The 24,699-nt window shown below is 61.6% G+C and carries 19 protein-coding genes and 1 riboswitch; of the genes, 11 read left to right on the top strand and 8 right to left on the bottom strand.

Annotated features, from left to right (window positions below):
* The first annotated feature begins 101 nt into the window (after positions 1–101).
* Positions 102–662 (top strand): TetR/AcrR family transcriptional regulator, encoded by a 561-nt coding sequence (locus tag B5P46_RS21390; protein WP_129420456.1) that lies wholly within the window; start codon positions 102–104, stop codon positions 660–662.
* A 121-nt stretch (positions 663–783) separates the two neighbouring features.
* Here the strand turns inward: B5P46_RS21390 and B5P46_RS21385 are convergent, their stop codons facing one another.
* Positions 784–2,223 (bottom strand): FAD-binding oxidoreductase, encoded by a 1,440-nt coding sequence (locus B5P46_RS21385; RefSeq protein WP_129420455.1) that lies wholly within the window; start codon positions 2,221–2,223, stop codon positions 784–786.
* A gap of 440 nt (positions 2,224–2,663) precedes the next feature.
* Here B5P46_RS21385 and B5P46_RS21375 point away from each other — a divergent pair, with 440 nt between their 5' ends.
* On the top strand, positions 2,664–4,976 hold the full coding sequence (locus B5P46_RS21375) for an NADP-dependent malic enzyme (RefSeq protein WP_129420454.1): 2,313 nt from the start codon (positions 2,664–2,666) through the stop codon (positions 4,974–4,976).
* Between the two features lie 66 nt (positions 4,977–5,042).
* On the opposite strand, the gene B5P46_RS21370 is transcribed toward B5P46_RS21375, so the two are convergent.
* Positions 5,043–5,579 carry a ribonuclease H family protein gene (locus B5P46_RS21370; RefSeq protein ID WP_129420453.1) on the bottom strand — a complete coding sequence of 179 codons (537 nt, stop codon included), beginning with the start codon at positions 5,577–5,579 and terminating at the stop codon, positions 5,043–5,045.
* 171 nt (positions 5,580–5,750) lie between these two features.
* Here B5P46_RS21370 and B5P46_RS21365 point away from each other — a divergent pair, with 171 nt between their 5' ends.
* Entirely contained in the window at positions 5,751–6,341 is a 591-nt protein-coding gene (locus B5P46_RS21365; protein ID WP_129420452.1) for a demethoxyubiquinone hydroxylase family protein, read from the top strand.
* A 181-nt stretch (positions 6,342–6,522) separates the two neighbouring features.
* Positions 6,523–7,617, top strand: coding sequence for a DUF2865 domain-containing protein (locus B5P46_RS21360; protein ID WP_129420451.1), 1,095 nt, complete (start codon positions 6,523–6,525; stop codon positions 7,615–7,617).
* Between the two features lie 116 nt (positions 7,618–7,733).
* Here B5P46_RS21360 and B5P46_RS21355 read toward each other — a convergent pair whose 3' ends face one another.
* Positions 7,734–8,480, bottom strand: a complete 747-nt coding sequence (locus tag B5P46_RS21355) for an SDR family NAD(P)-dependent oxidoreductase (RefSeq protein WP_129420450.1) — start codon at positions 8,478–8,480, stop codon at positions 7,734–7,736.
* A 299-nt stretch (positions 8,481–8,779) separates the two neighbouring features.
* Positions 8,780–9,466, bottom strand: coding sequence for a 5,6-dimethylbenzimidazole synthase (gene bluB, locus B5P46_RS21350; RefSeq protein WP_129420449.1), 687 nt, complete (start codon positions 9,464–9,466; stop codon positions 8,780–8,782).
* Between the two features lie 42 nt (positions 9,467–9,508).
* Positions 9,509–9,696, bottom strand: a riboswitch (cobalamin riboswitch).
* A 456-nt stretch (positions 9,697–10,152) separates the two neighbouring features.
* Between bluB and B5P46_RS21345 the strand changes: the two genes are divergently transcribed.
* The 4 genes from B5P46_RS21345 to B5P46_RS21330 all read left to right on the top strand — a co-directional run bounded on the left by B5P46_RS21345 (position 10,153) and on the right by B5P46_RS21330 (position 15,782).
* The gene (locus B5P46_RS21345) at positions 10,153–11,556 is read left to right on the top strand and encodes an MFS transporter (RefSeq protein WP_129420448.1); all 1,404 of its coding nucleotides are present in this window, start codon (positions 10,153–10,155) and stop codon (positions 11,554–11,556) included.
* 270 nt (positions 11,557–11,826) lie between these two features.
* Positions 11,827–13,701 carry a methyl-accepting chemotaxis protein gene (locus B5P46_RS21340; protein WP_129420447.1) on the top strand — a complete coding sequence of 625 codons (1,875 nt, stop codon included), beginning with the start codon at positions 11,827–11,829 and terminating at the stop codon, positions 13,699–13,701.
* A 60-nt stretch (positions 13,702–13,761) separates the two neighbouring features.
* Positions 13,762–14,343 (top strand): hypothetical protein, encoded by a 582-nt coding sequence (locus B5P46_RS21335; protein ID WP_129420446.1) that lies wholly within the window; start codon positions 13,762–13,764, stop codon positions 14,341–14,343.
* Between the two features lie 377 nt (positions 14,344–14,720).
* On the top strand, positions 14,721–15,782 hold the full coding sequence (locus B5P46_RS21330) for a 3-deoxy-7-phosphoheptulonate synthase (RefSeq protein ID WP_129420445.1): 1,062 nt from the start codon (positions 14,721–14,723) through the stop codon (positions 15,780–15,782).
* On the opposite strand, the gene B5P46_RS21325 is transcribed toward B5P46_RS21330, so the two are convergent.
* Together B5P46_RS21325 and B5P46_RS21320 are read right to left on the bottom strand one after the other, a co-directional pair.
* The gene (locus tag B5P46_RS21325) at positions 15,779–16,606 is read right to left on the bottom strand and encodes a TolB family protein (protein WP_129420444.1); all 828 of its coding nucleotides are present in this window, start codon (positions 16,604–16,606) and stop codon (positions 15,779–15,781) included. The genes B5P46_RS21330 and B5P46_RS21325 overlap by 4 nt on opposite strands.
* Positions 16,607–16,721: 115 nt before the next feature.
* Complete coding sequence (locus tag B5P46_RS21320) at positions 16,722–18,401, bottom strand: NAD+ synthase (RefSeq protein WP_129420443.1); 1,680 nt, start codon at positions 18,399–18,401, stop codon at positions 16,722–16,724.
* A gap of 193 nt (positions 18,402–18,594) precedes the next feature.
* Between B5P46_RS21320 and B5P46_RS21315 the strand changes: the two genes are divergently transcribed.
* Complete coding sequence (locus B5P46_RS21315) at positions 18,595–19,125, top strand: DUF1003 domain-containing protein (protein WP_129420442.1); 531 nt, start codon at positions 18,595–18,597, stop codon at positions 19,123–19,125.
* On the opposite strand, the gene B5P46_RS21310 is transcribed toward B5P46_RS21315, so the two are convergent.
* On the bottom strand, positions 19,122–19,520 hold the full coding sequence (locus B5P46_RS21310; protein WP_129420552.1) for a GFA family protein: 399 nt from the start codon (positions 19,518–19,520) through the stop codon (positions 19,122–19,124). The genes B5P46_RS21315 and B5P46_RS21310 overlap by 4 nt on opposite strands.
* A gap of 282 nt (positions 19,521–19,802) precedes the next feature.
* On the opposite strand from B5P46_RS21310, the gene B5P46_RS21305 reads away from it, so the two are divergent.
* Positions 19,803–21,638, top strand: a complete 1,836-nt coding sequence (locus B5P46_RS21305; protein ID WP_129420441.1) for an ABC transporter ATP-binding protein — start codon at positions 19,803–19,805, stop codon at positions 21,636–21,638.
* 173 nt (positions 21,639–21,811) lie between these two features.
* Here B5P46_RS21305 and B5P46_RS21300 read toward each other — a convergent pair whose 3' ends face one another.
* Positions 21,812–23,185 (bottom strand): class II 3-deoxy-7-phosphoheptulonate synthase, encoded by a 1,374-nt coding sequence (locus B5P46_RS21300; protein WP_029875504.1) that lies wholly within the window; start codon positions 23,183–23,185, stop codon positions 21,812–21,814.
* A 219-nt stretch (positions 23,186–23,404) separates the two neighbouring features.
* Between B5P46_RS21300 and B5P46_RS21295 the strand changes: the two genes are divergently transcribed.
* The gene (locus B5P46_RS21295; RefSeq protein ID WP_129420440.1) at positions 23,405–24,694 is read left to right on the top strand and encodes a pilus assembly protein TadG-related protein; all 1,290 of its coding nucleotides are present in this window, start codon (positions 23,405–23,407) and stop codon (positions 24,692–24,694) included.
* Positions 24,695–24,699: the final 5 nt, after the last annotated feature.

The following is a 24,699-nucleotide window of genomic DNA, read 5'->3' as shown; positions in this document are numbered from 1 at the left end:
GGTTGGTATGATAGCCTTATCACGTTCAGCGTGCCCATGGAACCGCGATCCCGGGAGTGATACTGATCGTCACGAAGCTCATCTCGAACACGAGTCATGCATTGGTAGATAGCCCCCGCAACAGAAAGAAACAGCCGGATGTCGTGCGGCAGGCTCTTCTCGATTGCGCCACCAAGCTGGCGCTCGAGCATGGTCTGGCCGCCGTCAGCCTGCAGGCTGTCGCCAGCGCAGCCGGCGTGACCAAGGGAGGTCTGTTTCACCACTTCCCCAATAAGCAGGCGCTTATAGAGGCCGTGTTCGACGGCATGATGGAAAACCTCGACCGCGAGATCGACGAGGAACTGGAAAGGGACAAGGGTGGCCACGGCACATTCACCCGCGCCTATGTCCGCACGCTGTTTTCCGACCGCGCCCTCAACAACAGCCCATGGTCGGCGCAAACCATGACCGTGCTTGCCGACCCCTACTCCAAGAGCCTCTGGCACAGATGGATGAATGACCGGCTTGTCAGGCACGCCGAAACCGACGCCGGAATGCGGCTCGAGATCGTTCGCCTGGCGGCGGATGGAGCCTGGCTTGCCCATGTTCTGAGACCGGACGACCATGCCGGCTCCGACGACACGGTTCTGCTGAAGGAATTGATCCAACTCACCGAGGGCTGACAAATGAACAACTTGTGACCGGTCGAAGACATCGCGCTTCGAACGCCCGGACATCATGCCGCCGCGCGTTAAGCAAACGCGCAGCGCAGGTTCCAATGCCCTGGTTTCACCCCCATGCCCATCAGGCAGCCCGCACAGCCGCCGTGGGTTTGACGTTCTGGTTCATCCGGAACAGATTGTTCGGATCGTAACGCCGCTTGATTTCGGCAAGGCGACCGTAATTGGCGCCGTAGGCGGTCTCGACGCGATCGCCTTCGTCTTCGGGCATGAAGTTGATGTAAGCGGTGCCGACAGAATGCGGCTTGGTAGCCTCGAAGAGCTCCCGCGCCCAGCCGATGCAGCTTCCGTCCATCCCGGCCTCCCGCCAGCGCGCATGCACATTCATGACGAAATGCGAGCTGCGTTGCGGAAATGCGGTGGCCTCGGTGGGCACACGCCCGGCAGCACCGCCGACATGGCCGATGAAGATCTCGCATTCCGGTCCGGGCAGCTTGCGCACGGCCTTGAGCAGCACATCGATCGCCGCATCCGAGAGCGAGGCGAAATCCTGGCTCTTCCAGTAATTGCGTGCACCGGGCGTGAGCAGCGGGTCGAATGCCTGCTGCCAGCCGGTAAACGGCACCGGGCCAACGACGTCGGCAATCGGATTTCCGATGGCGCGCAATCTGGCCGCCGCCTTTTCGCCCGCAGCGATGTCTCCGCAATAGCACATGGCGAGCACGACGATCTCCTTGCCGTGCCATTCGGCCGGAAGGAACGGCAGCGGCGGTGCCTGCCGCATCACCACCCAGCAAGTCAGCTCATCGGGCGCCGCGTCGAGCGCCTGCCGATATTCCCTCAGCACCTTCTCCGCATCGGCGAAGGGGTGCACGACCAGCCCGGCGAGCACCTCCGGATTGAGCGGGTTGAGTTTGAATTCAAAGGAAGTGACGACACCGAAATTGCCGCCGCCGCCGCGCAACGCCCAGAAGAGATCTGGCTTTTCCGTCTCGCTTGCCTTGACCAGCTCGCCGTCGGCCGTCACCACATCGACCGAGAGCAGATTGTCGAGCGTTAGGCCGAATTTGCGGGTCAGCCAGCCGAAACCGCCGCCGAGCGTCAGGCCGGCGATGCCGGTGGTGGAATTGATGCCGGTCGGCAACACCAGCCCGAAGGCTAGCGTCTCCTTGTCGACATCTGCAAGTGTTGCGCCCGGCTCGATCCTGGCGCGCCGCGTTTGCGGATCGACCCGCACCGATTTCATCGGCGACAGGTCGATAACGACGCCGCCCTCGCAGACGGCATTGCCGGCAATGCCGTGCCCGCCGCCGCGAACTGAAACGAGCAGATTGTTGTCGCGTGCAAAGCGCACCGCCCGCACGACATCGGCGGCACCGGCACAGCGCGCGATAAGCCCGGGCCGGCGATCGATCATCGCATTCCAGATCGCCCGCGCCTCGTTGTAATCCATATCCTTGCTGGTCAGGAGACTGCCGCGAAATCCGGCGGCAAAGGCATCGATGGCCACGTCATTGACCATCTTCTGACCCCTTTGCAGGGTCGTCAGGTTCAAATTGTCCATGATTTCCTCCATGCGACCGGCGCCCCGCACCGTCGCGGCGGCATCCTGCTCCTGTTGAGGTCGTCAAACAAGTTTCCCCAAAAGGATTAGCTAGCTGCAGCCGCATGACGACCGCTGGCATCAGGGTCGAGTGGTTGCGCGTGTGATACCCCCTCTGCCCTGCCGGGCATCTCCTCCACAAGGAGGGAGATTGGATGGACGCAACGATTTCCCCAAACAACGACGCATTGCCAACCTCTGCCGGCAGAAAGGGACTGACGATCCAACGTCCTGCCGATCTCCCTCCTTGTGGGGGAGATGCCCGGCAGGGCAGAGGGGGGTGCCACACAGTATACCCCGCCCACCTCACGAAAACTTCGCCGTTCCCCCATTTCCATACTGTCCCCCGTAGCCGATTGATGTATGGAGGAAACTCCAAAAAGACGTGCACGGAGGCGGCGATGGATCACCCGGAAAAATCGAAGACGGAAAAGAACCTGACGAGCGGCGATCTCGACGAACAGGCGCTTTTCTTCCACCGCTATCCTCGCCCCGGCAAGCTTGAGATCCAGGCGACAAAGCCGCTCGGCAACCAGCGCGACCTGGCGCTTGCCTATTCGCCCGGCGTTGCCGCCCCTTGCCTTGCCATCCGCGACAATCCCGAAATGGCGGCAGAATATACCTCGCGCGCCAATCTCGTCGCCGTCATCTCCAACGGCACCGCCGTGCTTGGCCTCGGCAATATCGGCCCGCTTGCCTCCAAACCGGTCATGGAGGGCAAAGCCGTACTCTTCAAGAAATTCGCCGGCATCGACGTCTTCGATATCGAGATCGACGCGGCAAGCGTCGACCAGATGGTCTCGACCATCGCCTCGCTGGAGCCGACCTTCGGCGGCATCAACCTCGAAGACATCAAGGCGCCGGAATGTTTCGACGTCGAGCGGCGCCTGCGCGAAAAGATGAAGATCCCCGTCTTCCACGACGATCAGCATGGCACGGCGATTATCGTCGCCGCCGCGATCCTGAACGGGCTGGAGCTCGCCGGCAAGAACATCGCCGACATCAAGATCGTCGCCTCCGGAGCCGGTGCTGCCGCCCTTGCCTGCCTCAACCTGCTTGTCATTCTCGGGGCAAAACGCGAAAACATCTGGGTCCACGATCTCGAAGGCCTCGTCTATGAGGGCCGCATCGAGCTGATGGATGAATGGAAATCCATCTATGCCCAGAAGAGCGAGACGCGCACGCTCGCCGAAAATATCGGCGGCGCCGACGTCTTCCTCGGCCTTTCCGCCGCCGGCGTGTTGAAGCCGGAGCTGCTGGCGCAGATGGCCGACAAGCCGCTGATCATGGCGCTCGCCAATCCGACGCCCGAGATCATGCCCGATCTCGCCCGCGCTGCCCGCCCCGACGCGATGATCTGCACCGGCCGCTCGGATTTCGCCAATCAGGTCAACAACGTCCTCTGCTTCCCCTATATCTTCCGCGGCGCTCTCGATTGCGGCGCCGAGACGATCAATGAGGAAATGAAGATGGCGGCCGTGCGCGCCATCGCAGCCCTTGCCCGCGAAGAGCCGTCCGACGTCGCCGCCCGCGCCTATTCCGGTGAGACTCCCGTCTTCGGCCCTGACTATCTCATCCCCTCGCCCTTCGATCCGCGCCTGATCCTGCGCATCGCACCTGCAGTCGCCAAGGCCGCCGAACAGAGCGGCGTGGCACGCCGCCCGATCCAGGATTTCGACGCCTATCTCGACCAGCTGAACCGCTTCGTCTTCCGCTCCGGCTTCGTCATGAAGCCGATCTTCACCGCCGCCAAGGCCGCCGAGCGCAAGCGCGTCATCTTTTCCGAAGGCGAGGACGAGCGCGTGCTGCGCGCCGCCCAGGTGCTGCTCGAAGAAGGCCTTGCCGAACCGATCCTGATCGGCCGCCCGCAAGTCATCGAGACGCGCCTGAAGCGCTACGGCCTGCGCATCCGCCCGCTGCAGGATTTCGAGGTCATCAATCCGGAAGACGATCCGCGCTTCCGCGAATATGTCGATCTCTATTTCTCCCTCGTCGGCCGCCGCGGCGTCATCCCGGAAGCGGCCCGCACGATCGTGCGCACCAACACCACCGTCATCGGCGCGCTGGCGCTGAGGCGCGGCGAGGCCGATGCGCTGATCTGCGGCCTCGAAGGCCGCTACGAGAAGCACCTGCGCGACGTCCGCCAGATCATCGGCAAGCGCAAGAATGTCCGCGATTTCTCCGCACTCAGCCTGATGATTTCGCAGCGCGGCGCCACCTTCTTCACCGACACCTACGTCACCTTCAATCCGACCGCCGAGGAGGTCGCCGAGGCGACGGTGCTGGCGGCCGAGGAAATCCGCCGTTTCGGCCTCACGCCGCGTGCCGCCCTTGTCTCGCATTCCAATTTCGGCTCGCGTGAATCCGAAAGCGCCACGAAGATGCGCAACGCCCTGCAGCTCGTGCGCGACGCTGCGCCCGACCTTGAGGTCGATGGTGAGATGCACGGAGAAAGCGCCATCACCGAAGCGCTGCGCAAGCGCGTCATGCCGGACACGACGCTGCACGATGAGGCGAACCTCCTGGTCTTCCCGAACCTCGATGCCGCCAACATCACCCTCGGCGTCGTGAAGTCGATGACCGACGGCCTGCATGTCGGCCCGATCCTGCTCGGCACGGCGCTACCCGCCCATATCCTCGCCCCCTCGGTTACCTCCCGCGGCGTCGTCAATATGGCTGCACTCGCCGTCGTCGAGGCATCGCAGCCGGCATAAGCCGGCTCCTAATTTCGTCATGCTCAGGCTTGTCCAGGGCATCTGCAACCGGTTGATATAAAACAGTTATCGGGCGCCTTGTAACGAAAGGCGTCCTTTATCCGCAAGCGCATCCGCTCGCTGATTACCGGCGATGCCGAAATGGCCTTTGCACCAGGCAATAGTCACCAGACCGTTCTGAGATAGCTGAAGGTCAACCGCTTTCCAGAGTTCCGCATTGGCGATCGTTCGGCTTCGGCCATTGCCATTCGGGCTGCTTTTCTTCCAGCCATTGTTCTTCCAGATATGTCGCCGGCTGTTGCAGCCTTTGACGGCGTAGATGGAATCCGACCAGATGGTCGCAGGTTCGCCTGTTGTTTGGCTATTGATCCATATTGCCGCGTTGAGGACAGCGGCCAATTCCATCGAATTATTGGCGGAATCTTCGACGCCGCCGAATCCGGAGGCGATCTCCACGGCATCGCGATAGACGACAAAAGCCCAGCCCCCTTGCCCGGAACCGGGCTCATGACAACCGTCGACAAAGACGTGGAGGCCGCGCTCGGCTCCCGTTATTCCGCCCGTTGTCGTAAGGGAGTGAAGCTCCTTGGAAATGCCCGTCATTTTGCGTCTTCTCGCTTTCGCTACGCCCGCCGCGCAGACCAGCGCGATTTTCGACGACCCTGCCCGCCGAAGCGGACATTGGAATTGCACCTCATTCGTCGTGTCAACCATTGACGATCGTGACGTCAGCGGTGCCTATTGCCGACGGGAACTGTCGGGGCAACGTGGGTCATGGACAATCCGTTAAGCAGTGCCGGTCGGCACGATCGAACCGAAACCGTTCGTCGTATTCTCAAGGTCAATCATGCCGGCGAGTTCGGCGCAATTCGCATCTACGGGGCACAAATCTGGATGGCCCGCCGGCTGTTTCCGGACATCGTGCCGGCGCTTTGTGACATGCGGGACGACGAGATCAAGCATTGCCGCCTGTTTCGAGAGGCAATGCCTGCCAGGGAAGCCAAGCCATGCCGCATCATGGCATTCTGGAGCCTCGGAGGTTATCTGCTCGGTTTCCTGACGGCCCTCGGTGGGCGCAACATGATCTGGATCTGTACCGAGGCGGTTGAGAGTACGGTTCACCGTCATCTGGAAGATCAATTGGCTTTCCTGGAAAGCCGCGATCCACAGCTTCATGGCCTTATTGCCTCGATTCAGGAAGAGGAATTGGCTCACCTTAGGGAAGCCAAGAAAAACCAGACAAGGCGCGGCGTCAGCCACGCACTGCTTCTGCCTGTCGTCGCCGCGCTTACCGACCTGATGATCTGGCTCTCGACATGGGGAGACTCAAGCTGGATGCGCGCCGAAATGGCGCGCTCCAGATAGGTCTAGCACGAAGCTGTCCCGGCCTCCCCTTATGGAAGATTGCCCGCATTCGCTGGATAAGATCGCAAAAATGCGCTAGGAATTTCTCCAAGCTTATTAAGAGAAACACGTTAAGAGACAACGCGCGGCGATCGAGGCCGCAATCGACCGATCGATTCTTTGCTCATTCCGGGACGACGCCGTGAAACGCCGAAACCTGTCTCTTGCCCTTCTCCTTGCCTTTGCGGCGCCTGCCGCCGCGCAAAGCAGCGCCGTCTGTGAGGACCTGCGCGGCCGCCTTGCCGACCTGCCGCGATCGATCGGCAATAACAACGGCCCGGAAGCCCGCCAATATTCCAGTGCCATGGCCGAACAGAACCTCGAGCTGCGCAAGGTTCGCAACGAGCTGCGCAGCAATGGCTGCACCTCAGGCAGCATGGTCGTGATCGGCGGCGAGAATGCCGATTATTGCGCCGAGCTCTCGCAGTCCGAAGCCCGCATGATCGACAATATCCGCTATCTCCAGGACCGCCGCAATGAACTGGCCGGCCAGAACGGTGCCGCTGACGGCGCGCGCCGCGAACTGATCGCCGCTCTCGACCGCAACGGCTGCAACAGCGAGAATTTCTACGCGCCTGGCGATCGCAGCGCCGCCGACCCCGCCCCAAGCGTCGAGGAACAGGCGATGCGCACCGATACCTTCATTCCGCTCGGCGGTGAAGAGGTCGATCCGCGTTACGGCCTGCCGCGGGCCGAGATGCTCTCGCCGGTCAGCACCATGTGCGTGCGCAGCTGCGACGGCGGTTTCTTCCCGATCAGCTCGAACGCCACGTCGGTCGATTTCGGCCGCGACGCCCAGACCTGCGCCAAGATGTGCCCGGGCATCGAGACCGAATTGTTCTATCGCGACGTGACGAGCACCGAAGCCTCGAACATGATCTCTGTCGCAACAGGCACGCCCTATAGCGCCATGAAGAACGCCTTTGCCTATAAGAACCGCACGCCCGGGGAAAAGTCCTCCTGCGCCTGCAATCTCACCGCCTATTACGAGGAGATGCGCGGCAAGCAGGCGGTGAGCGAATCGCCGCAGCAGGGCTCGATCACCACCATCCGCACCAATTCCCCGGCGAAGGATGCCGCAGCCGCCGCACCGCAACCATCCGTTCCCGAGCGCCCCTATGATCCGACGCAGAACCGCGTCCGTCAGGTCGGCCCGCAATTTCTGGCCGGCGATCAGGGCTCGATCGACCTCGCCAACCCGGCAACCCCCGGCCCGCAGCCGCAACAGCAGCAGTGATTGAACAGCTGGGACGGCGGTGGCGCAGCCATAGCGACGTTGTGCCAGGGTGCATGAGATGCGGCGATGTCACGTGAACGTTCGGCGGGATGTGAATGCGGGTCGCTTGAGCATGGTCAGTAGGTCGTACGGCCGCCGCTCAGGTCGAACGTCGATGCGGTCGTGAAGGAATTCTCTTCGGAGAGCAGCCAGACGACCATGGAAGCGATCTCACCAAGTTCGACGAAACGGTCGCGCGGGATGCGGACGCGCATATATTCGATAAACTCAGGTGTCAGCCCGTCCAAAATAGGTGTCCTTGCTGTGGTCGGCGTGACTGCGTTGACTGCGATGCCGGTCTTGGCGAGTTCCTTGCCAAGAGACTTCGTGAAGCCGAGGACACCGGCTTTCGCTGCGCTGTAGGCGGCGATGTTCGGATTTCCTTCCTTGCCGGCAACCGAGGAGATGTTCACGATCCGCCCGTAGTCGCGCTTCAACATGACCGGAACGACGTGCCGGCAACAATTGAAGGTTCCGGTGAGGCAGACATCGACTACGTCTTTCCACTCGCTGACATCGTATTCGATCGTGGGCTTTACCGGACCGGTAATCCCGGCGGAATTGACGAGCCCGTCGATACGGCCAAAAATCTCTTCGGTCGTCGCCGCCGCGTTTTTCACTGATACGGGATCTGCGACGTTGACGCCGAAAGCGACCGTGCCAGATCCGAGAGCGGAAGCGCTGTCCTTCGCCATGTTTTCGTTCAGGTCCCAGATGGCCACCTTGCCACCAGACTGGATGACGCGCTCTGCGATAGCGTAGCCGATGCCGCGCGCACCGCCTGTGATCACGATGATGCGTTCCTTCAAGTCGATCATGTTCATTAGGCCGTTATCCTCCGATTGAGCCGCCGATAGCCGAATATCCAATTCCGGGATTTCGCCTTCAGCGTATCGATATGAAGGTCAGGAATAAAGATATCTCGGCCTCGCTCGGCGTAGGCAATACCGACATCGGTTTGCTCACCTTGGCTGTCAATGGCGTCACTGTGCGATTGAGGCCATGCTCCACCGCACTGCCCTTAAGCATGTCGCGCAAAAGTGTGCAGCGGTTTAGCGACAACGACATGTGGAAAACAAAGACCTAAAGCGCAAGGAGCGAATCTGAAAGATCGCGACGCGCTTTAGGTGTTCAGTCCCCATCCATCATGAAAGACGAGTTCTTCGAGCGGCAGCCGCTGCCGCCAACCTTTGACGGACAGCTCCGGCTCGTCATAGAGCCGGTCGACGAAACCGGCACAGAGCCAGGCGACCACCTCGATATGCTCGGGTATGCCGAGAATAGTTTTCAGATCGCCTTCGCGAAAAATGCTGACCCAACCGATGCCGACCCCTTCCGCCCGCGCCGCCAGCCAGAGATTCTGGATGGCGCAGACGGTCGAGTATGAATCCATCTTCGAATTGTGGGTGCGCCCCAGCACCACGCTGCCGCTGCGGGTGGGATCGCAGGTCACGCATATGCCGAGCGGCGCCTCCACGATACCTTCGAGCTTGAGGGCGCGGTAGGCCCGCTGCCGCTCGCCGTCAAACATCAGCGACGCCTCCTCATTGGCGCTCGCAAAGGCGTCCCGGACGCGCGCCCGCACAGCGGCACTTTTCACCAGAATGAAATTCCACGGCTGCATGAAGCCGACGGAGGGCGCATGATGGGCGGCCGTCAGCAGGCGCTGCACAACATCGTCAGGCAAGGGATCGGGGCGGAACTGGCTGCGAACGTCGCGCCGCGTCATGATCGCGTGATAGACGGCCTCGCGTTCGGCCAAGGAAAAACCGGACGCCGCCGAAAGGGCATCCTCATCAAAGGGTCGCATCGTCAAATCCCCAACAACGCGACCGCCCCGCCGTCCACGCGGATCGGTCTATCTTGCCAGGCCGGTCTTCTGACTCGGCGTCATCCGTCTGCCGCAGCCTTCCCGGCAAAAAGCCAGTGGCGTGATGAAGCGGCAAGCGTCGGCCTTACAGCGTTGGGCACGTTCCGGTCTTGCACCGGATTCCCGATTCTCCCGCCGAGACAGCGGGCACCTGACGCCGCATCTATTTCAGGAAAGTGCGGTGGCGGCAAGCCGCGAGCAGGCGGCGATCAAGCAGAGCCTATAACTATTCTTCTTTTGTTTTCACAAAGGTTTGAGGTAGGAGAAGACGCCGCAGCTTGCTCCCCCTTCTCCCCAGCGGGGAGAAGGTGGCCTCGAAGAGGTCGGATGAGGGGGCCGCCCGGCAGAACGTTTGTTGTTGTGCTGAGCGAAAGCGAAGGGCAATGAATGCTGTGCTGTGTGGCCCCCTCATCCGCCTGCCGGCACCTTCTCCCCGCTGGGGAGAAGAGACAAGTGGCGCCGCCGCATTCCCAAATAGCCGGCGGAAGAAACAGGTAGCACCCCAACCCCGCGTCGGTTTGAAGCGGCGCAGCAAGCCCTTTCACCGATAGTTCCTTTGGCCTTATCGCCACCGAAGGCGTATGGACTGAGACAGTCCATCGCAGCCCGTGCCCCGCCTCACACCCATGATCCTTGCGGTCGCCCTGTTCATGGAACAGATGGATTCGACCGTGATCGCCACCAGCCTGCCGGCAATCGCCGCCGATATCGGTACCTCGCCGATCGCGCTGAAGCTCGCCGTCACCAGCTATCTCGTGGCGCTGGCGATCTTCATTCCGATCAGCGGCTGGATGTCCGATCGTTTCGGCGCGCGCAACATTTTCCGCATGGCGATCTTCGTTTTCATGATCGGCTCGATCGCCTGCGCCTTTTCCAACTCGATCACAGCCTTCGTCATCTCACGCCTGATCCAGGGCGCCGGCGGCTCGATGATGACGCCGGTCAGCCGCCTGCTGCTGGTCAGGGGAACGCCGCGCCACGAACTCGTCGATGCCATGGCCTGGCTCACCATTCCCGCTTTGATCGGCCCGATCATGGGTCCGCCGATCGGCGGATTCCTCACCACCTATCTCACCTGGCACTGGATTTTCTGGATCAACGTCCCGATCGGCGTGCTCGGCATCATCCTCGTCACGCGGTTCCTACCGACGGTCGAGCCGCGCAGTCCGCGACCGACGGACTTCCCGGGCTTCTTCCTGTGCGGCCTCGGCTTCTCCGGCTTCGTCTTCGGCCTGGCGGTGATCAGCCTGCCGGCCGTGCCCGTCATCTACGGTTACGTCACGGTTGCCATCGGCATCCTTGCCGGCCTCCTTTACCTCCTGCATGCCCGCCGCGCGCCCTATCCGCTTCTCGACCCGAAGATGTTCCGTTACCCGATGTTCCGGGCGGCGATCCTCGGCGCCTCGAATTTCCGCATGGGGCTCGGCGCCCTGCCTTTCCTGATGCCATTGATGCTGCAGCTCGGCTTCGGCCTGACGCCGCTGCAATCGGGCTCGGTCACCTTCGTCAGCGCGCTCGGCTCCATGGGCTCGAAATTCGCCGCCTCGCGCACCTTCAACGCCTTCGGCTTCCGCACCGTGATATCAATCACTACTTTGCTGGCGGCGATCTTCCTCGGCATCAACGGGCTGTTCACCGCCGAAACGCCGCTGTTCCTGATCATGGCCTGCCTGCTGATCGGCGGCCTGTTCCGCTCCATGGCTTTCTCGGGCGTTAACGCCATGGCCTTCGGCGATGTCGACGACGCCGACAGCAGCCAGGCAACCGCGATCAATGCCGTTGCCCAGCGTATCTCCATGGCGATGGGTGTAGCGATCGCCGGCGGCATCCTCGAAATTTCGAGCAGCTTCCACGGCGGCAGGCTGCTGGTCTCTGATTTCCACATCGCCTTCTTCAGCGTCTCGGCGATTTCGGCGCTGGCCTGCATCACCTTCCTGCGCCTGCCGCGCGATGCCGGCGCGGAACTGACGGCGCGCGGCCGCAAGCGCCGGCATGCCGAGCCCGAAGAGGCCGTGGCGGAAAATAGCTGATCTCCCTGGCACGTTGGAAGCGCTCCTCCCACCGCGGTGCGCAAGGCTCGGCACCGGCGGAAGCAATGGCGAATGGCACGCGTGTGCTCCAGCATCCCATTCTACTTTATAATTTATTCACACATCAAATACACACTGCGTTTGCGCGTTTTGGGTCGCTATCAGGACATGGGCATGAGCGCTCGTGATGTGACCGTCAGCGTCGATGCCCGTATTGAGACGCCGGTCGGGAACATGTCCGACTGAGCCGCAATTCTAGGCCGCCGCGGAATGTTCCAATTTTTGAAAACGATGCCTCTGACAGCCAAGCTGGCGGCGATTATCGTTGCCGTCAACCTCTGCGGCATTTCCGCCTTAGCCACCTATACCTGGATGTACGAAACCCGGGCGTTGATCGATGGCGCCAAGGCGAATTGGTCCAAGGATGCGGAGCAGTTTGCATCTCTGGCTGCGGGCGGCGTGAAATGGGGGAAGGCGAATGCCGTTCGCGAAGCTTATTCGCTCTACCGCGACGACCCCTCGCTTGATCTTGTACAGTTTGCCGCATTCAACGCGGAACCAGCCGCCGTCGATACGTGGACACGCGACGGCATCAACGGCTTGCCTGCACCTGCCGATCTGGCGAAGCGTCTCAGCGCAAAGCCGGAAAGGACGACTGTCGATGATAGCGGAACATCCGCAGGCGTGGTCACGATCATCGCGCCGCTTCCGCTGGACAAGTCAGGGAAGGCCGCCGGTTACATCGTCACGAATTGGTCTGTCGAAAAAATCGCTTCCCAAGTCAGGCAGAAGGTTCTCATTTCGCTGCTCACGCAGTCCGTGATCACCGCCTTGGCGGTCATAGCCTTCCTTCTCGCCATGCGCAGCCTCGTTGGCCGGCCCATCAGGATCCTCAGCGAGAGAATCAGCGCACTGCAGAAAGGCGATCTGGCCTCTCCCGTCACCTACAAGGAAAATGGCGACGAGATCGGCTTTCTGGCGCGCGCGTTGGAAGTTTTCCGTCATGAAGCGATAGCGAAGGTCGAACGAGAGCAGGCCGCCGCCGAGCAGAGCGCGTCGCTCGACGCCGAACGGGCGCGCAACGCATTGTTCACGGAAGAGGCCAGCAACACCCAGCGGCTGGTCATGACCGCTCTTGCAAACTCATTGGAAAAGCTTGCCGCAGGCGACTTCTCGATACACCTGGCCGATCTCGGTCCCGAATTCGATAAATTGCGGCAGGATTTCAACAACATGGTCGAAGCGGTCGCAGCCGCGCTGACAGAGATCAAGACCGCCTCCGTCGCGGTTGAAGGCGGGTCAAGCGAGCTGGCATCCTCCGCCGATCAACTCGCCAAGCGGACCGAGCAACAGGCGGCAGCATTGGAACAGACCGCCGCCGCACTGGATGAGGTGACCACGACAGTCCGAACATCGTCGCAGCGGGCCGAAAACGCCGGCAAACTGGTCGAGGAAACCAAGCGGAGCGCTCATGTCTCGGCAACGGTGGTGCGTGATGCAATCGGGGCGATGGACCGTATTCAGACCTCGTCGAGCCAGATCGGCCGCATCATCGGCGTCATCGATGAAATCGCGTTCCAGACAAACCTATTGGCGCTGAATGCCGGCGTCGAGGCGGCGCGCGCCGGCGAAGCCGGCAAGGGTTTTGCGGTTGTCGCGCAGGAGGTGCGTGAACTCGCCCAGCGGTCAGCAAATGCGGCAAAGGAAATCAAGAACCTGATCAACGTATCCGGCCAGGAAGTTGCCGCGGGCGTCGGGTTGGTGAATGAAACCGGCGACGCCCTGCTGAAGATCGAGGAGCAGATCAACCGCATCAGCGACAGTATCGCTTCCATCGTCCAGTCCTATCGCGAACAGGCGACGGGTCTGCAGGAAATCAACGGCGCGATCAACCAGATGGATCAGGCGACGCAGCAGAACGCGGCGATGGTCGAGGAAACGAACGCGGCCTGCCAGGAATTGCTGCAGCAGGGACGCGTTCTGCAGGACTCGGCCGGCAGGTTCGTCGTCGGCGCGTCTACGGCCAGCCAGACCAAACCCGTTCAACCCGCCCGCCAATCTCGTCCCGAACCCAGAGCCCTCGTACAGCGGCACGCAGGAAATGCTGCCGTTGCCGCTGCTCCCGGCGCCTGGGAGGAGTTCTGACCTCATCTTCGTCCAATAAGCCTTAGTTCTCAGCAACCGATAATCAGGAAGGAAACAGTTATGAAGAAAATCGTGCCCGCATTTCTTTTGGCCTGCACCGCATTTGCCGTGCCCATGGGCGTATCCATGGCACAGGATGCTCAGCTTGCCCCGATTTCCGACTACGTGACGAGCGACGTCAAGCCCTGGCTCAACGACCCTGCCATCATCGAGGCTGTCAAGGCGCAGAACACTGCCAACGCCAATCTCAGCGCAGCCGATGTCGACGCCCTCGACAAGAAGTGGCGTGCCGAAGTCGATGGCTCCGACCACTCGATGATCGACGGCGTGCTCAACAATGCCCTGTCGAAATTCCTTCAGGGAAAGAAGGAAGCTTCCGGCGGCAAGATCACCGAGATCTTCGTCATGGATGCAAAGGGCCTGGACGTCGGTCAAAGCGACATCACATCCGACTACTGGCAGGGCGACGAGGCCAAGTTCCAGAAGTCCTTCGGCGCCGGCAAGGACGCCGTCTTCGTCGATGAGATCGAAAAGGATGAGTCGACCCAGACGCTGCAGTCGCAGGCAAGCGTCACGATATCAGACGACAAGGGAACACCGATCGGCGCCATCACCGTCGGCGTGAACGTCGACGCTCTCTGATCTCAGGAACGACATTCGAAAGCAATGAAAACGCATATCGCCCGGAGCATGCACGGTTCGGGCGATATGCATAAGCAAAGACTTGCGAGACGTCGCATGAGCGAGATCGAGTGCGGCGTGCGTTCCTCGGGGGTATGTGCCCCGCAAGAAGGTCAGCTTTTCAGGCAGCAAATTCTACGTGACAATGCCTGGTCTTGGCGCTACACACGCCTCATGTCGATCACGTCAACCTACGCCTCGGGATTTTATTGGTACCGCTGCTCCCAGCGGATGCGGGTCCATGCGTAACTGAATTCGACGCGACGACAACCCGAACAGCCGCTAGTCTACCTGGCGGCTTTTTTGTGCCGCACGGTATGACCAACAGGAGCCTTACCGTGTCTGATACCATTGATGATCTGCGCATCGTCGAGATCACGCCCCTCACCAAGCCTGTCGATATCATTGCGGAAATCCACCGCAATACTGCTGTCACCGAGACCGTGACCAGCAATCGTGATGCGATCCATAAAATTCTCCAGGGCGAGGACGACCGCCTGATCGTCGTCATCGGCCCCTGCTCCATCCACGACCCTGCCGCCGCCAGGGAATACGCCGCACGGCTGGAAGAGCAGCGACGTCGCTTCGCCGGCGATCTCGAAATCGTCATGCGCGTCTATTTCGAAAAGCCCCGCACGACCGTCGGCTGGAAGGGACTGATGAACGACCCGCACCTCGACGGCAGCTACCGCATCGAGGAAGGGTTGAGGATTGCGAGACGCCTGCTGCTCGATATCAATGCGATGGGTCTTCCGGCCGGCTGCGAATTTCTCGACACGATCACGCCGCAATATATTGCCGATCTCGTCAGTTGGGGTGCGATCGGCGCGCGCACGACCGAAAGCCAGGTCCACCGGCAGCTTGCCTCCGGCCTTTCCTGCCCGATCGGCTTCAAGAACGGCACCGACGGCGGCGCACGCGTGGCGCTGGATGCCATCCTTACCGCCTCGCAGCCGCATCACTTCCCGGCGGTGACCAAGGACGGCCAGGCGGCAATCGCCTCGACGACCGGCAATGAGGACTGCCACATCATTCTGCGCGGCGGCAAGCGGCCGAACTATGAAGCGGCCGACGTCGAAGCGGTCATCGGCGAAGCCGTCAAGCTCGGCGTCGCCCCGCGCATCCTCATCGATGCCAGCCATGCCAACAGCGGCAAGCACCCGATGAACCAGCCGCTCGTCGTCAAATCCGTGGCCGCGCAGATTGCCGCCGGCAACAGCGACATCAAGGGCATGATGATCGAAAGCAACCTCGTCGCCGGCCGCCAGGACCTCGTTCCCGGCAAGCCGCTGGTCTATGGCCAGTCTATCACCGACGGCTGCATCGACTGGGCGATGTCTGTCGCGGTGCTGGAAGACCTGGCAAAATCCGCCCGCGAGCGCCGCCAGACCCGCGCTTAGGCCGCCGGGAAATAGCGGACATAGGCGAATTCTTCGCCGTCAGGTGACCAGCAGGGCACATTGATCGTGCCCTGCCCGCCAAAAAGCTCGAACAGCGTCTTCAGATTGCCGCCGTCCATGTCCATCAGCCGCAACCGTACGTCGAGGTCGCGCGGATGGTCGAATACCGACGGGTCGTAGGACAGGAGCAGCACCATGTCGTTGTTGGGCGACGGATGGGCGAACCAGTTGCCGTAATCGTCTGATGTCACCTGCTGGAGACCCGTGCCGTCGGGATGGACGCGCCAGATCTGCATCAGCCCGGTGCGGCTGGAATTGAAATAGATCCATTGGCCGTCGGCGGAATAGTCCGGTCCGTCATTGCGGCCCTCGCCATGCGTCAGCCGCGTCTCGGCGCCGCCGTCGACGGAGATGGTGTAGATATCGAACAGGTCGTCGCGGATGCCGCAATAGGCGAGCTGGCGCCCGTCCGGCGACCAGCCATGCCAGTAGGATGGCAGGTTCTCGGTGATCAGCCGCGGCGTGCCGCCTTCGATCGGCAGGATATAGATCGCCGACTTGCCGAATTCGGTCTTGTCGGAAATGACGATCTCAGTGCCATCGGGCGAAATGCCGTGATCATTGTTGCAGTTGACGGCAAAGCCCGTATCGACCTTGACCACCTCGCCGCCATCGAGCGGCAGGCGATAGAGCAGCCCGTCGCCGTTCAAGAGCAGGGTGGAACCATCCGGCGAGAAGTTCGGCGCCTCCACCAGCTTGTCCGTCTGCCAGACCTCGCGGCCCCTGCCCGTCCTGACATTGTAGATCTCAACCGAGCTGCGCATGATTCCTCCCAAAAATCCTACAGCGCCGCGCGTCTTTCCAGACGCGCAAAGGACGCTGTAGCGCTTTGAACTGATGCCGTCAGCGATCTCGATTGCGTCAGCGATCTCGATTGCGTCAGCGATCCCGGAAACGGTTGGTGATCGGATAACGCCGGTCGCGGCCGAAATTCTTCTTGGTGATCTTCACGCCGGGCGCCGATTGCCGGCGCTTATATTCGGCGAGATAGAGCAGGTGCTCGACCCGGTGGACGGTCGCGACATCATGGCCGCGCGCGACGATCTCTTCGACCGCCATTTCCTTTTCCACCAGGCATTCGAGGATATCGTCGAGAACGGGATAGGGTGGCAGCGAATCCTGGTCCTTCTGATCGGGACGCAGCTCGGCCGACGGCGCCTTGTCGATGATATTCTGCGGGATCACCTCGCCCGACGGCCCCAGCGCACCCGGCGGCACGTTTTCGTTACGCCAGCGGGAAATCGCATAGACCTGCATCTTGTAGAGGTCCTTGATCGGATTGAAGCCGCCGTTCATGTCGCCGTAGAGCGTGGCGTAACCGACCGACATTTCCGACTTGTTGCCCGTCGTCACCACCATCGAGCCAAACTTGTTGGAGATCGCCATCAGGATGACGCCGCGCGCCCGGCTCTGCAGGTTCTCCTCGGTGATGCCGCTCTCCGTGCCTTCGAAAAGGCTGGCGAGCGCGCTGCTAAAACCCGTCACCGGCTGTTCGATCGGCACGATATCGTAGCGGCAGCCGAGCGCCTTGGCGCAATCGGCCGCATCCTTCAGCGAATCCTCGGACGTGTATCGATAAGGCAGCATGACGGTGCGCACCCGCTCCTCACCCAGTGCATCGACGGCAATTGCCGCACAGATTGCCGAGTCGATGCCGCCGGAAAGGCCGAGCACCACGGTCTTGAAGCCGTTCTTGTTGACGTAGTCGCGGAAGCCGAGCAGGCAGGCGCGGTAATCGGCTTCCTCGCGCTCAGGGATATGCGCCATCGGCCCTTCGGCGCAATGCCAGCCGCTGTCGCCGCGCTTCCATGTCGTCACTGCAAGCGCCGTTTCGAACTGGCTCATCTGGAAGGCGAGCGACCTATCGGCATTGAAGCCGAAGCTTGCGCCGTCGAAGACCAGTTCGTCCTGGCCGCCGAGCTGGGCGGCATAGATCAGCGGCAGGCCGGTCTCGATCACCTGCTTCAGCACCACCTGATGGCGGATATCGACCTTGCCGCGATAATAGGGCGAACCATTCGGCGACAGCAGGATCTCGGCCCCGCTTTCGGCCAGCGTCTCGCAGACGCCGAGATCGCCCCAGATATCCTCGCAGATCGGAATGCCGATGCGCACGCCGCGGAAATTCACCGGCCCCGGCATGGCGCCCTGGTCGAAGACCCGCTTCTCGTCGAACTCGCCATAGTTCGGCAGGTCGATCTTGTCGCGCACCGCAATCACCTTGCCGCCGTCGAGCACCGCGACCGAATTGTAGCGCCCGGTCTTGTCCTGCCGGGGAAAGCCGATGATCACGCCCGGTCCGCCATCGGCGGTATCGGCGGCCAGGTTTTCGACCGCCTTCCAGCAGGCGCGGATGAAGGCGGGTTTCAGCACCAGGTCCTCCGGCGGATAACCGGAGATGAAAAGCTCGGTCAGGACGAGCAGATGCGCGCCCTCCCGTCCCGCGTCAATACGCGCCTCGCGCGCCTTGGCGAGATTGCCGGCAACATCGCCGACCGTCGGGTTGAGCTGGCCGATGGCGATGCGGAAGATATCAGAAAGAGCGTTTTCCTGTGTCATGTCATTTATTTAGCCTGCACCTTTCGCGACCGCAACACGTTCGCGCCGAAAGCGGCGTCTGGCGGTGACGAAATTTTTATGAACGGATCGTGCATGGCGCCCCGCGGCGGCGATACGCATTGCAATTTACCTCCGGAGCGGAATACTGGCGCCGAAAGCGACCGCATCGAAAAACGGGTATCGGAAACAGGCCATGTCTAATCTTTCGGACTTCGTGCACCATCATTTCGACAAACCGGCCAACGAACTCGGCGACGTCGAAAAGCGCGTGCTGGCGAAAGCGCACGAACGCAAGGTCATCTCGACCGACGTCAACGCCGCGTTCTCAGCCGACGCCTCCTTCGGCGAGCGCATCGCCGACAGCATCGCCCGCATCGGCGGTTCCTGGTCCTTCATCATCGCCTTCTTCGTTTTCCTGGTCGCCTGGACGGTGATCAACACCATCATTCTGGTGAGCGGCGCCTTCGACCCCTATCCCTTCGTCTTCCTGAACCTGATCCTGTCGATGCTCGCCGCCATCCAGGCGCCGATCATCATGATGTCGCAAAACCGCCAGGCCGAGCGCGACCGCTTCGAAGCCGCCAAGGATTATGAGGTCAATCTCAAGGCCGAACTCGAAGTGCTCTCCCTGCACCAGAAGATCGACATGCGCGTGCTGACCGAGCTGACGGCGTTGCGCGAGGACGTGGCCCGCCTCAGCGCCGAACTCGCTGCTAAAGGCTAAACCGGATTCACCGCATATTGCGGCAAGCCGTCCGATATCTCGTAGAAATCGCCCTTGTCGGCGCAGTAGATATGATGGCCGAAGGCAAGGCCGCTCGGCGTGTCGAAGGCGCCCGCCATGACCGAAATCTCCGCCGATCCGTCCGCCTGCCAGAACAGCGCGGAGCCGCAATTCGAGCAGAAGCCGCGCTGCGCCTCCTCGCTCGACCGGTACCAGCGGACCGCCTCAGTGCCATCAACCGAAAGAGCCGCGCGGGCCACGTTGACCGCGGCATAATAAAACCCGGTCTGCCGGCGGCACTGCGAGCAATGGCAGCCGACGACTGGTCCTGGCCTCGCCGTCGTTGAAAATCGCACGGCGCCGCAGAGGCAGCCGCCTGTATGCCGTTCGGTAATGATCGCTCTCCCGTTTATGACCGAACGTTGCCGCCGATCACTTGCGTCGTCAAATCCATTCCGCTCAACAAAATCATCAGAAATTTTGAGGATCGTCATACTTGGCCGGCGCGATCACCCGTGTTGCTTGTAGGCAACACCCGCCAACCTCCTCCCATCGCCGCATTGAATCGATGGCGGTTGTCGGCGATACTAACGGCTCAATTCAATCTCGGGAGACTGACATGAGAGCGACCCTGTCCGAACAGAAAGGAATAATCCCCCACAAGGACATTCAGCTTCATGAACATTTCGTTCTCCCGCGCGAGGAAAAGCTCGCGACGCCATAACGCCTTCCTGAACCTTTTCCGCGACGATCCCGCCGCCGACCGCGAGCGGCGTTGGTCGCGTATGCGCAAATTCCTCTCCTACTACCGTCCGCACCTGCCTTTGCTGCTGGCGGATCTGCTTTGCGCCATCCTGGTCGCCGGCACGGCGGTCGCCCTGCCGCTCTGCGCCAACATCGTCACGAGCCGGCTGCTGGCTCTGCCCGACGCGCCGCAGGCCTTCGCACAGATCCTTGCGATGGGCGGCGTCATGCTGGCCGTTCTGGCGGTCCAGATCGTCGCCATCTTCTTCGTCGATTATCGCGGCCACGTGATGGGCGCGCGCATCGAAGCGACGGTGCGGCAGGAACTCTTCGAGCACTGCCAGAAGCTCTCGTTCAGCTTCTACGACCGCCAGCGCACCGGCCAGCTGATGAGCCGCATCACCAATGACAGCCTGTGGCTGGGCGAGCTCTTTCACCACGGCCCCGAGGATCTTTCCATCGCCGTGCTGAAATATGGCGGCGCCATGTTGGTGCTGTTCTTCATCGATCCGCCATTGGCGGCTCTCATCCTGCTACTCACTCCGGCGGCAGTCGCCTATGCGCTCTATTTCAACCGGCACATGAACCGCGCGCTCGAAGCCAGCAAACGGCAGATCGCCGCCGTCAACGAGCGCGTCGAGGATGCGCTTGCGGGCATCCGCGTCGTCCAATCCTTTGCCAACGAGGCGCTGGAGAAGGAACGCTTCGCCGAGCAGAACCGGCGCTTCCTGCAAAGCCGCGCCGAGGGCTACCGCAGCGAGGCCTGGTTTTCGGTCGGGACCGAAACCTTCGCCCAGCTCGTCACCATATTGGTGATCATCGTCGGCGGCCTGCGCATCCTGGCGGCGGAACTGACCGTCCCCGACATGCTGACCTTCCTGCTCTGCGTCGCCGTGCTGGTCGATCCCGTGCAGCGGCTGGCGAATTTCGTGCGCCTCTGGCAGGAGGGTTACACCGGCTTCGTCAGGGCCATGGAGATCCTGGAGATAGCCCCGGATATCACCGATCGACCGGCCGCCCGTCCGATGCCGGCGCCAAGGGGTGAAATCAGCTTCACCGATGTCGCCTTCGGCTATGAGGCCGACGGTCCACGCGTGCTCGGAAAGCTGTCGCTCACCATCGCGCCCGGGGAGTTCGTTGCCCTGGTCGGCCCTTCAGGGGTCGGCAAGAGCACGCTTTGCGCGCTGATACCGCGTTTCTACGATGTCGAAGCTGGGGCGATCCAGATCGATGGCACCGATATCCGCGAGGTGACGCTGACCTCGCTTCGGCGCCATGTCGGGGTGGTGCAGCAGGATGTCTACCTCTTTGCCGGTACGGTGGCGGAAAACCTGCGTTATGGCCGCCCCGACGCCAGCGATGCCGAGCTGGAAGCGGCCGCGCGCGCCGCCAATGCGCACGACTTCATCATCGCCCTGCCCCAGGGCTATGACACCGATATCGGTCAACGCGGCGTCAAACTCTCGGGCGGCCAGCGCCAGCGCATCACCATCGCCCGCGCCTTCCTCAAGAATCCGGAGATCCTGATCTTCGATGAGGCGACCAGCGCGCTCGACAACGAGAGCGAACGGGCCGTGCAGCAGGCGCTGCTCAGCCTGGCAAACGGCCGAACCACCCTGGTCATCGCCCACCGTCTGTCGACCGTCCGCCATGCCGACCGCATCCTGGTCCTGACGGCCGATGGCATCGTCGAACAGGGCACCCATGACGAGCTCATGGCGCAAGACGGCGTCTACGCCAATCTGCACAGCGTCCAGGCCAGCATCTGAGCGTCTGGTGCGCCTCCACTGCAATAAAAAAGCCCGGCATCGCCGGGCTTTTCTTCACTCATTTGAGGCTACTGCATAATTCCTTAAAGCGGAATCGATTTAAGGAATTATGCAGCAATCCAAAGTGCTACAGCGTCCTTTGCGCGTCTTTTCAGACGCGCGGCGGTGTTGTCTCAGCCGTTGGCGACCATCCGCTTTTCGTCGCGGCCGCCCTTCATCCGCTCGGCAAGCAGGAAGGCGAGCTCGAGCGCCTGGTCGGCGTTGAGGCGCGGATCGCAATGGGTGTGATAGCGATCCTGCAGGTCTTCTGCGGAGACCGCACGGGCGCCGCCGGTGCACTCGGTCACGTCCTTGCCGGTCATCTCGATATGGATGCCGCCGGGATGCGAGCCTTCGGCACGGTGGATCTGGAAGAAGCTTTCGACTTCCGACAGGATCCGCTCGAAGGGACGGGTTTTGTAGTTGTTGAGCGTGATCGTGTTGCCGTGCATCGGATCGCAGGACCAGACGACCTTGCGGCCCTCGCGCTCGACGGCGCGAATGAGCTTCGGCAGGCTGTCGGCGACTTTCTCATGGCCGAAGCGGCAGATCAGCGTCAGGCGCCCGGCCTCGTTGGCAGGATTCAGGATGTCGATCAATTGCAGCAGGTCGTCGGCCTGCAGCGACGGGCCGCATTTCAGGCCGATCGGGTTCTTGATGCCGCGGCAATATTCGACATGCGCATGGTCGGCCTGGCGCGTGCGGTCGCCGATCCAGATCATATGGCCGGACGTTGCATACCAGTCGCCCGAAGTGGAGTCGACGCGGGTCAGCGCCTCCTCGTAGCCGAGCAGCAGCGCCTCGTGGCTGGTGAAGAAATCGGTCTCGCGCAGGCTCGGATGGTTTTCCGAGGTGATGCCGATCGCCTTCATGAAATCCATGGTTTCGCTGATGCGGTCGGCAAGCTTCCGGTAGCGCTCGCCCTGCGGGCTGTCCTTGACGAAGCCGAGCATCCACTGGTGGACGTTTTCGAGATTGGCGTAACCGCCCATCGCAAAGGCGCGCAGCAGGTTCAGCGTCGCAGCCGACTGGCGATAGGCCATGGCCTGGCGTTCCGGATTCGGAATGCGCGACTCCTCGGTGAACTCGATGCCGTTGATGATGTCGCCGCGATAGGCCGGCAGCGTCACGTCGCCCTGCTTCTCGACATTCGACGAACGCGGCTTGGCGAACTGGCCGGCGATGCGGCCGACCTTGACGACCGGCAGCTGCGCGCCAAAGGTCAGCACCACAGCCATCTGCAGGAAGGCGCGGAAGAAGTCGCGGATATTGTCGGCGCCGTGTTCGGCGAAGCTCTCGGCGCAGTCGCCGCCCTGCAGCAGGAAACCGTTGCCTTCGGCGACATTGGCGAGATGCTTCTTCAGACGGCGCGCCTCGCCTGCAAAAACAAGCGGCGGATAGCTGGCGAGCGTGGCTTCCGTTGCCGCCAAAGCGGCTGCGTCGGGATATTCGGGAACCTGCAGGATCGGTTTTTGCCGCCAGCTGCTCGGGGTCCAATTGTCTGCCATCTCACTCACCTGTTCTCACATCCATACCTCAGGATGCCCTCAATATGCGGCGGCTTATAGACCTTTAGGTCAGGCTTGCAAAGACCATTCGCCGAGAGTTGTCGCCTCGCCGCCGCCGCCCGCCCTGCTCTGGTTAAACCAGCATATACCATGTCGATTTTCCCATATTTTAGACTTTCAATGTAGAACGGAAAAGAGTTTCAACTTCGGGGACATGGCATGGCGATCCTTCCGCCCGGTTTCATATCGGACCGCTCGGGCAATTTCGGCATTATGACGGCACTGCTGATGGTACCGCTCGCCGGCGCGGCCGGCATGGCGGTGGATCTCGCCCACGCGCTGAGCCTGAGGACGCAGCTTTTCGCCGCCGCCGATGCCGCCGCCGTCGGCGCGATCTCTGAAAAATCCGCCGCCGTCGCCGCCGCGATGAAGATGAGTGGCGACGGCACGATCTCGCTCGGCAAGGACGATGCCCGTAGCATTTTTACGTCGCAGATGTCCGGCGAGCTGACCGACATTCATGTTGATCTTGGCATCGCCGTCACCAAGACCGCCAACAAGGTGAATTCGCTGGTCTCCTTCAGCGCCACCGTGCCCACCACCTTCATGCGCATCCTCGGCCGGGACATCGTCACGATCTCCGGCACGGCCACGGCCGAATACCAGACCGCCGCCTTCATGGATTTTTACATCCTGCTCGACAACACCCCTTCGATGGGCGTCGGCGCCACCGCAGCCGACGTCGAGACCATGGAAAAGAACACCAAAGACACCTGCGCCTTTGCCTGCCACGAAACCGAAAACAAAAACAATTATTACAAACTCGCCAAGAAGCTCGGCGTCAGCATGCGCATCGACGTCGTTCGCCAGGCGACCAAGGAGCTGACCCAGACCGCCGAGATCACGCGCGTTTCCGACAACCAGTTCCGCATGGGCGTCTATACCTTCGGCACCAAAGCCGAGGACGCCAAGCTGACCACGATATCCGAACCGACCGACCATCTCGACGAGGTCCGCGGTTACACCGACGCCGTCGATCTGATGACCATTCCGAGACAGGGCTTCAACAACGACCAGCAGACGAGCTTCGATAGCGCGCTAGACCAGATGAACACCATCATCCCCGTACCCGGCGACGGCAGCACGTCGACAACGCCGCAGAAGGTCTTGTTCTTCGTCTCGGACGGCGTTGGTGACAGCGAGAAGCCGAAAGGCTGCACGAAGAAACTCACCGGCAACCGCTGCCAAGAGCCCATCGACACCTCTTTCTGCAAGCCGTTGAAAGATAAGGGCGTCAGGATCGCGGTGCTCTACACTACCTACCTGCCGCTACCGAATAACAAGTGGTACAAAGACTGGATCAGGCCCTTCCAGAACGAGATCCCCACGAGGATGCAGGAATGCGCCTCGCCCGGCCTTTATTTCGAGGTGTCGCTGACCGAAGGCATCGCCGAAGCGATGAAAGAGCTCTTCCTCAAGGTCATCCGCGCGCCGCGCATCACCAGCTAAGAGGG

Source organism: Rhizobium leguminosarum (genome assembly GCF_004123835.1).
Classification (GTDB): Bacteria; Pseudomonadota; Alphaproteobacteria; order Rhizobiales; family Rhizobiaceae; genus Rhizobium; species Rhizobium leguminosarum_M.
The sequence above is the reverse complement of the archived record's forward strand: the minus strand, read 5'-3'. Positions and strand labels throughout refer to the sequence as shown.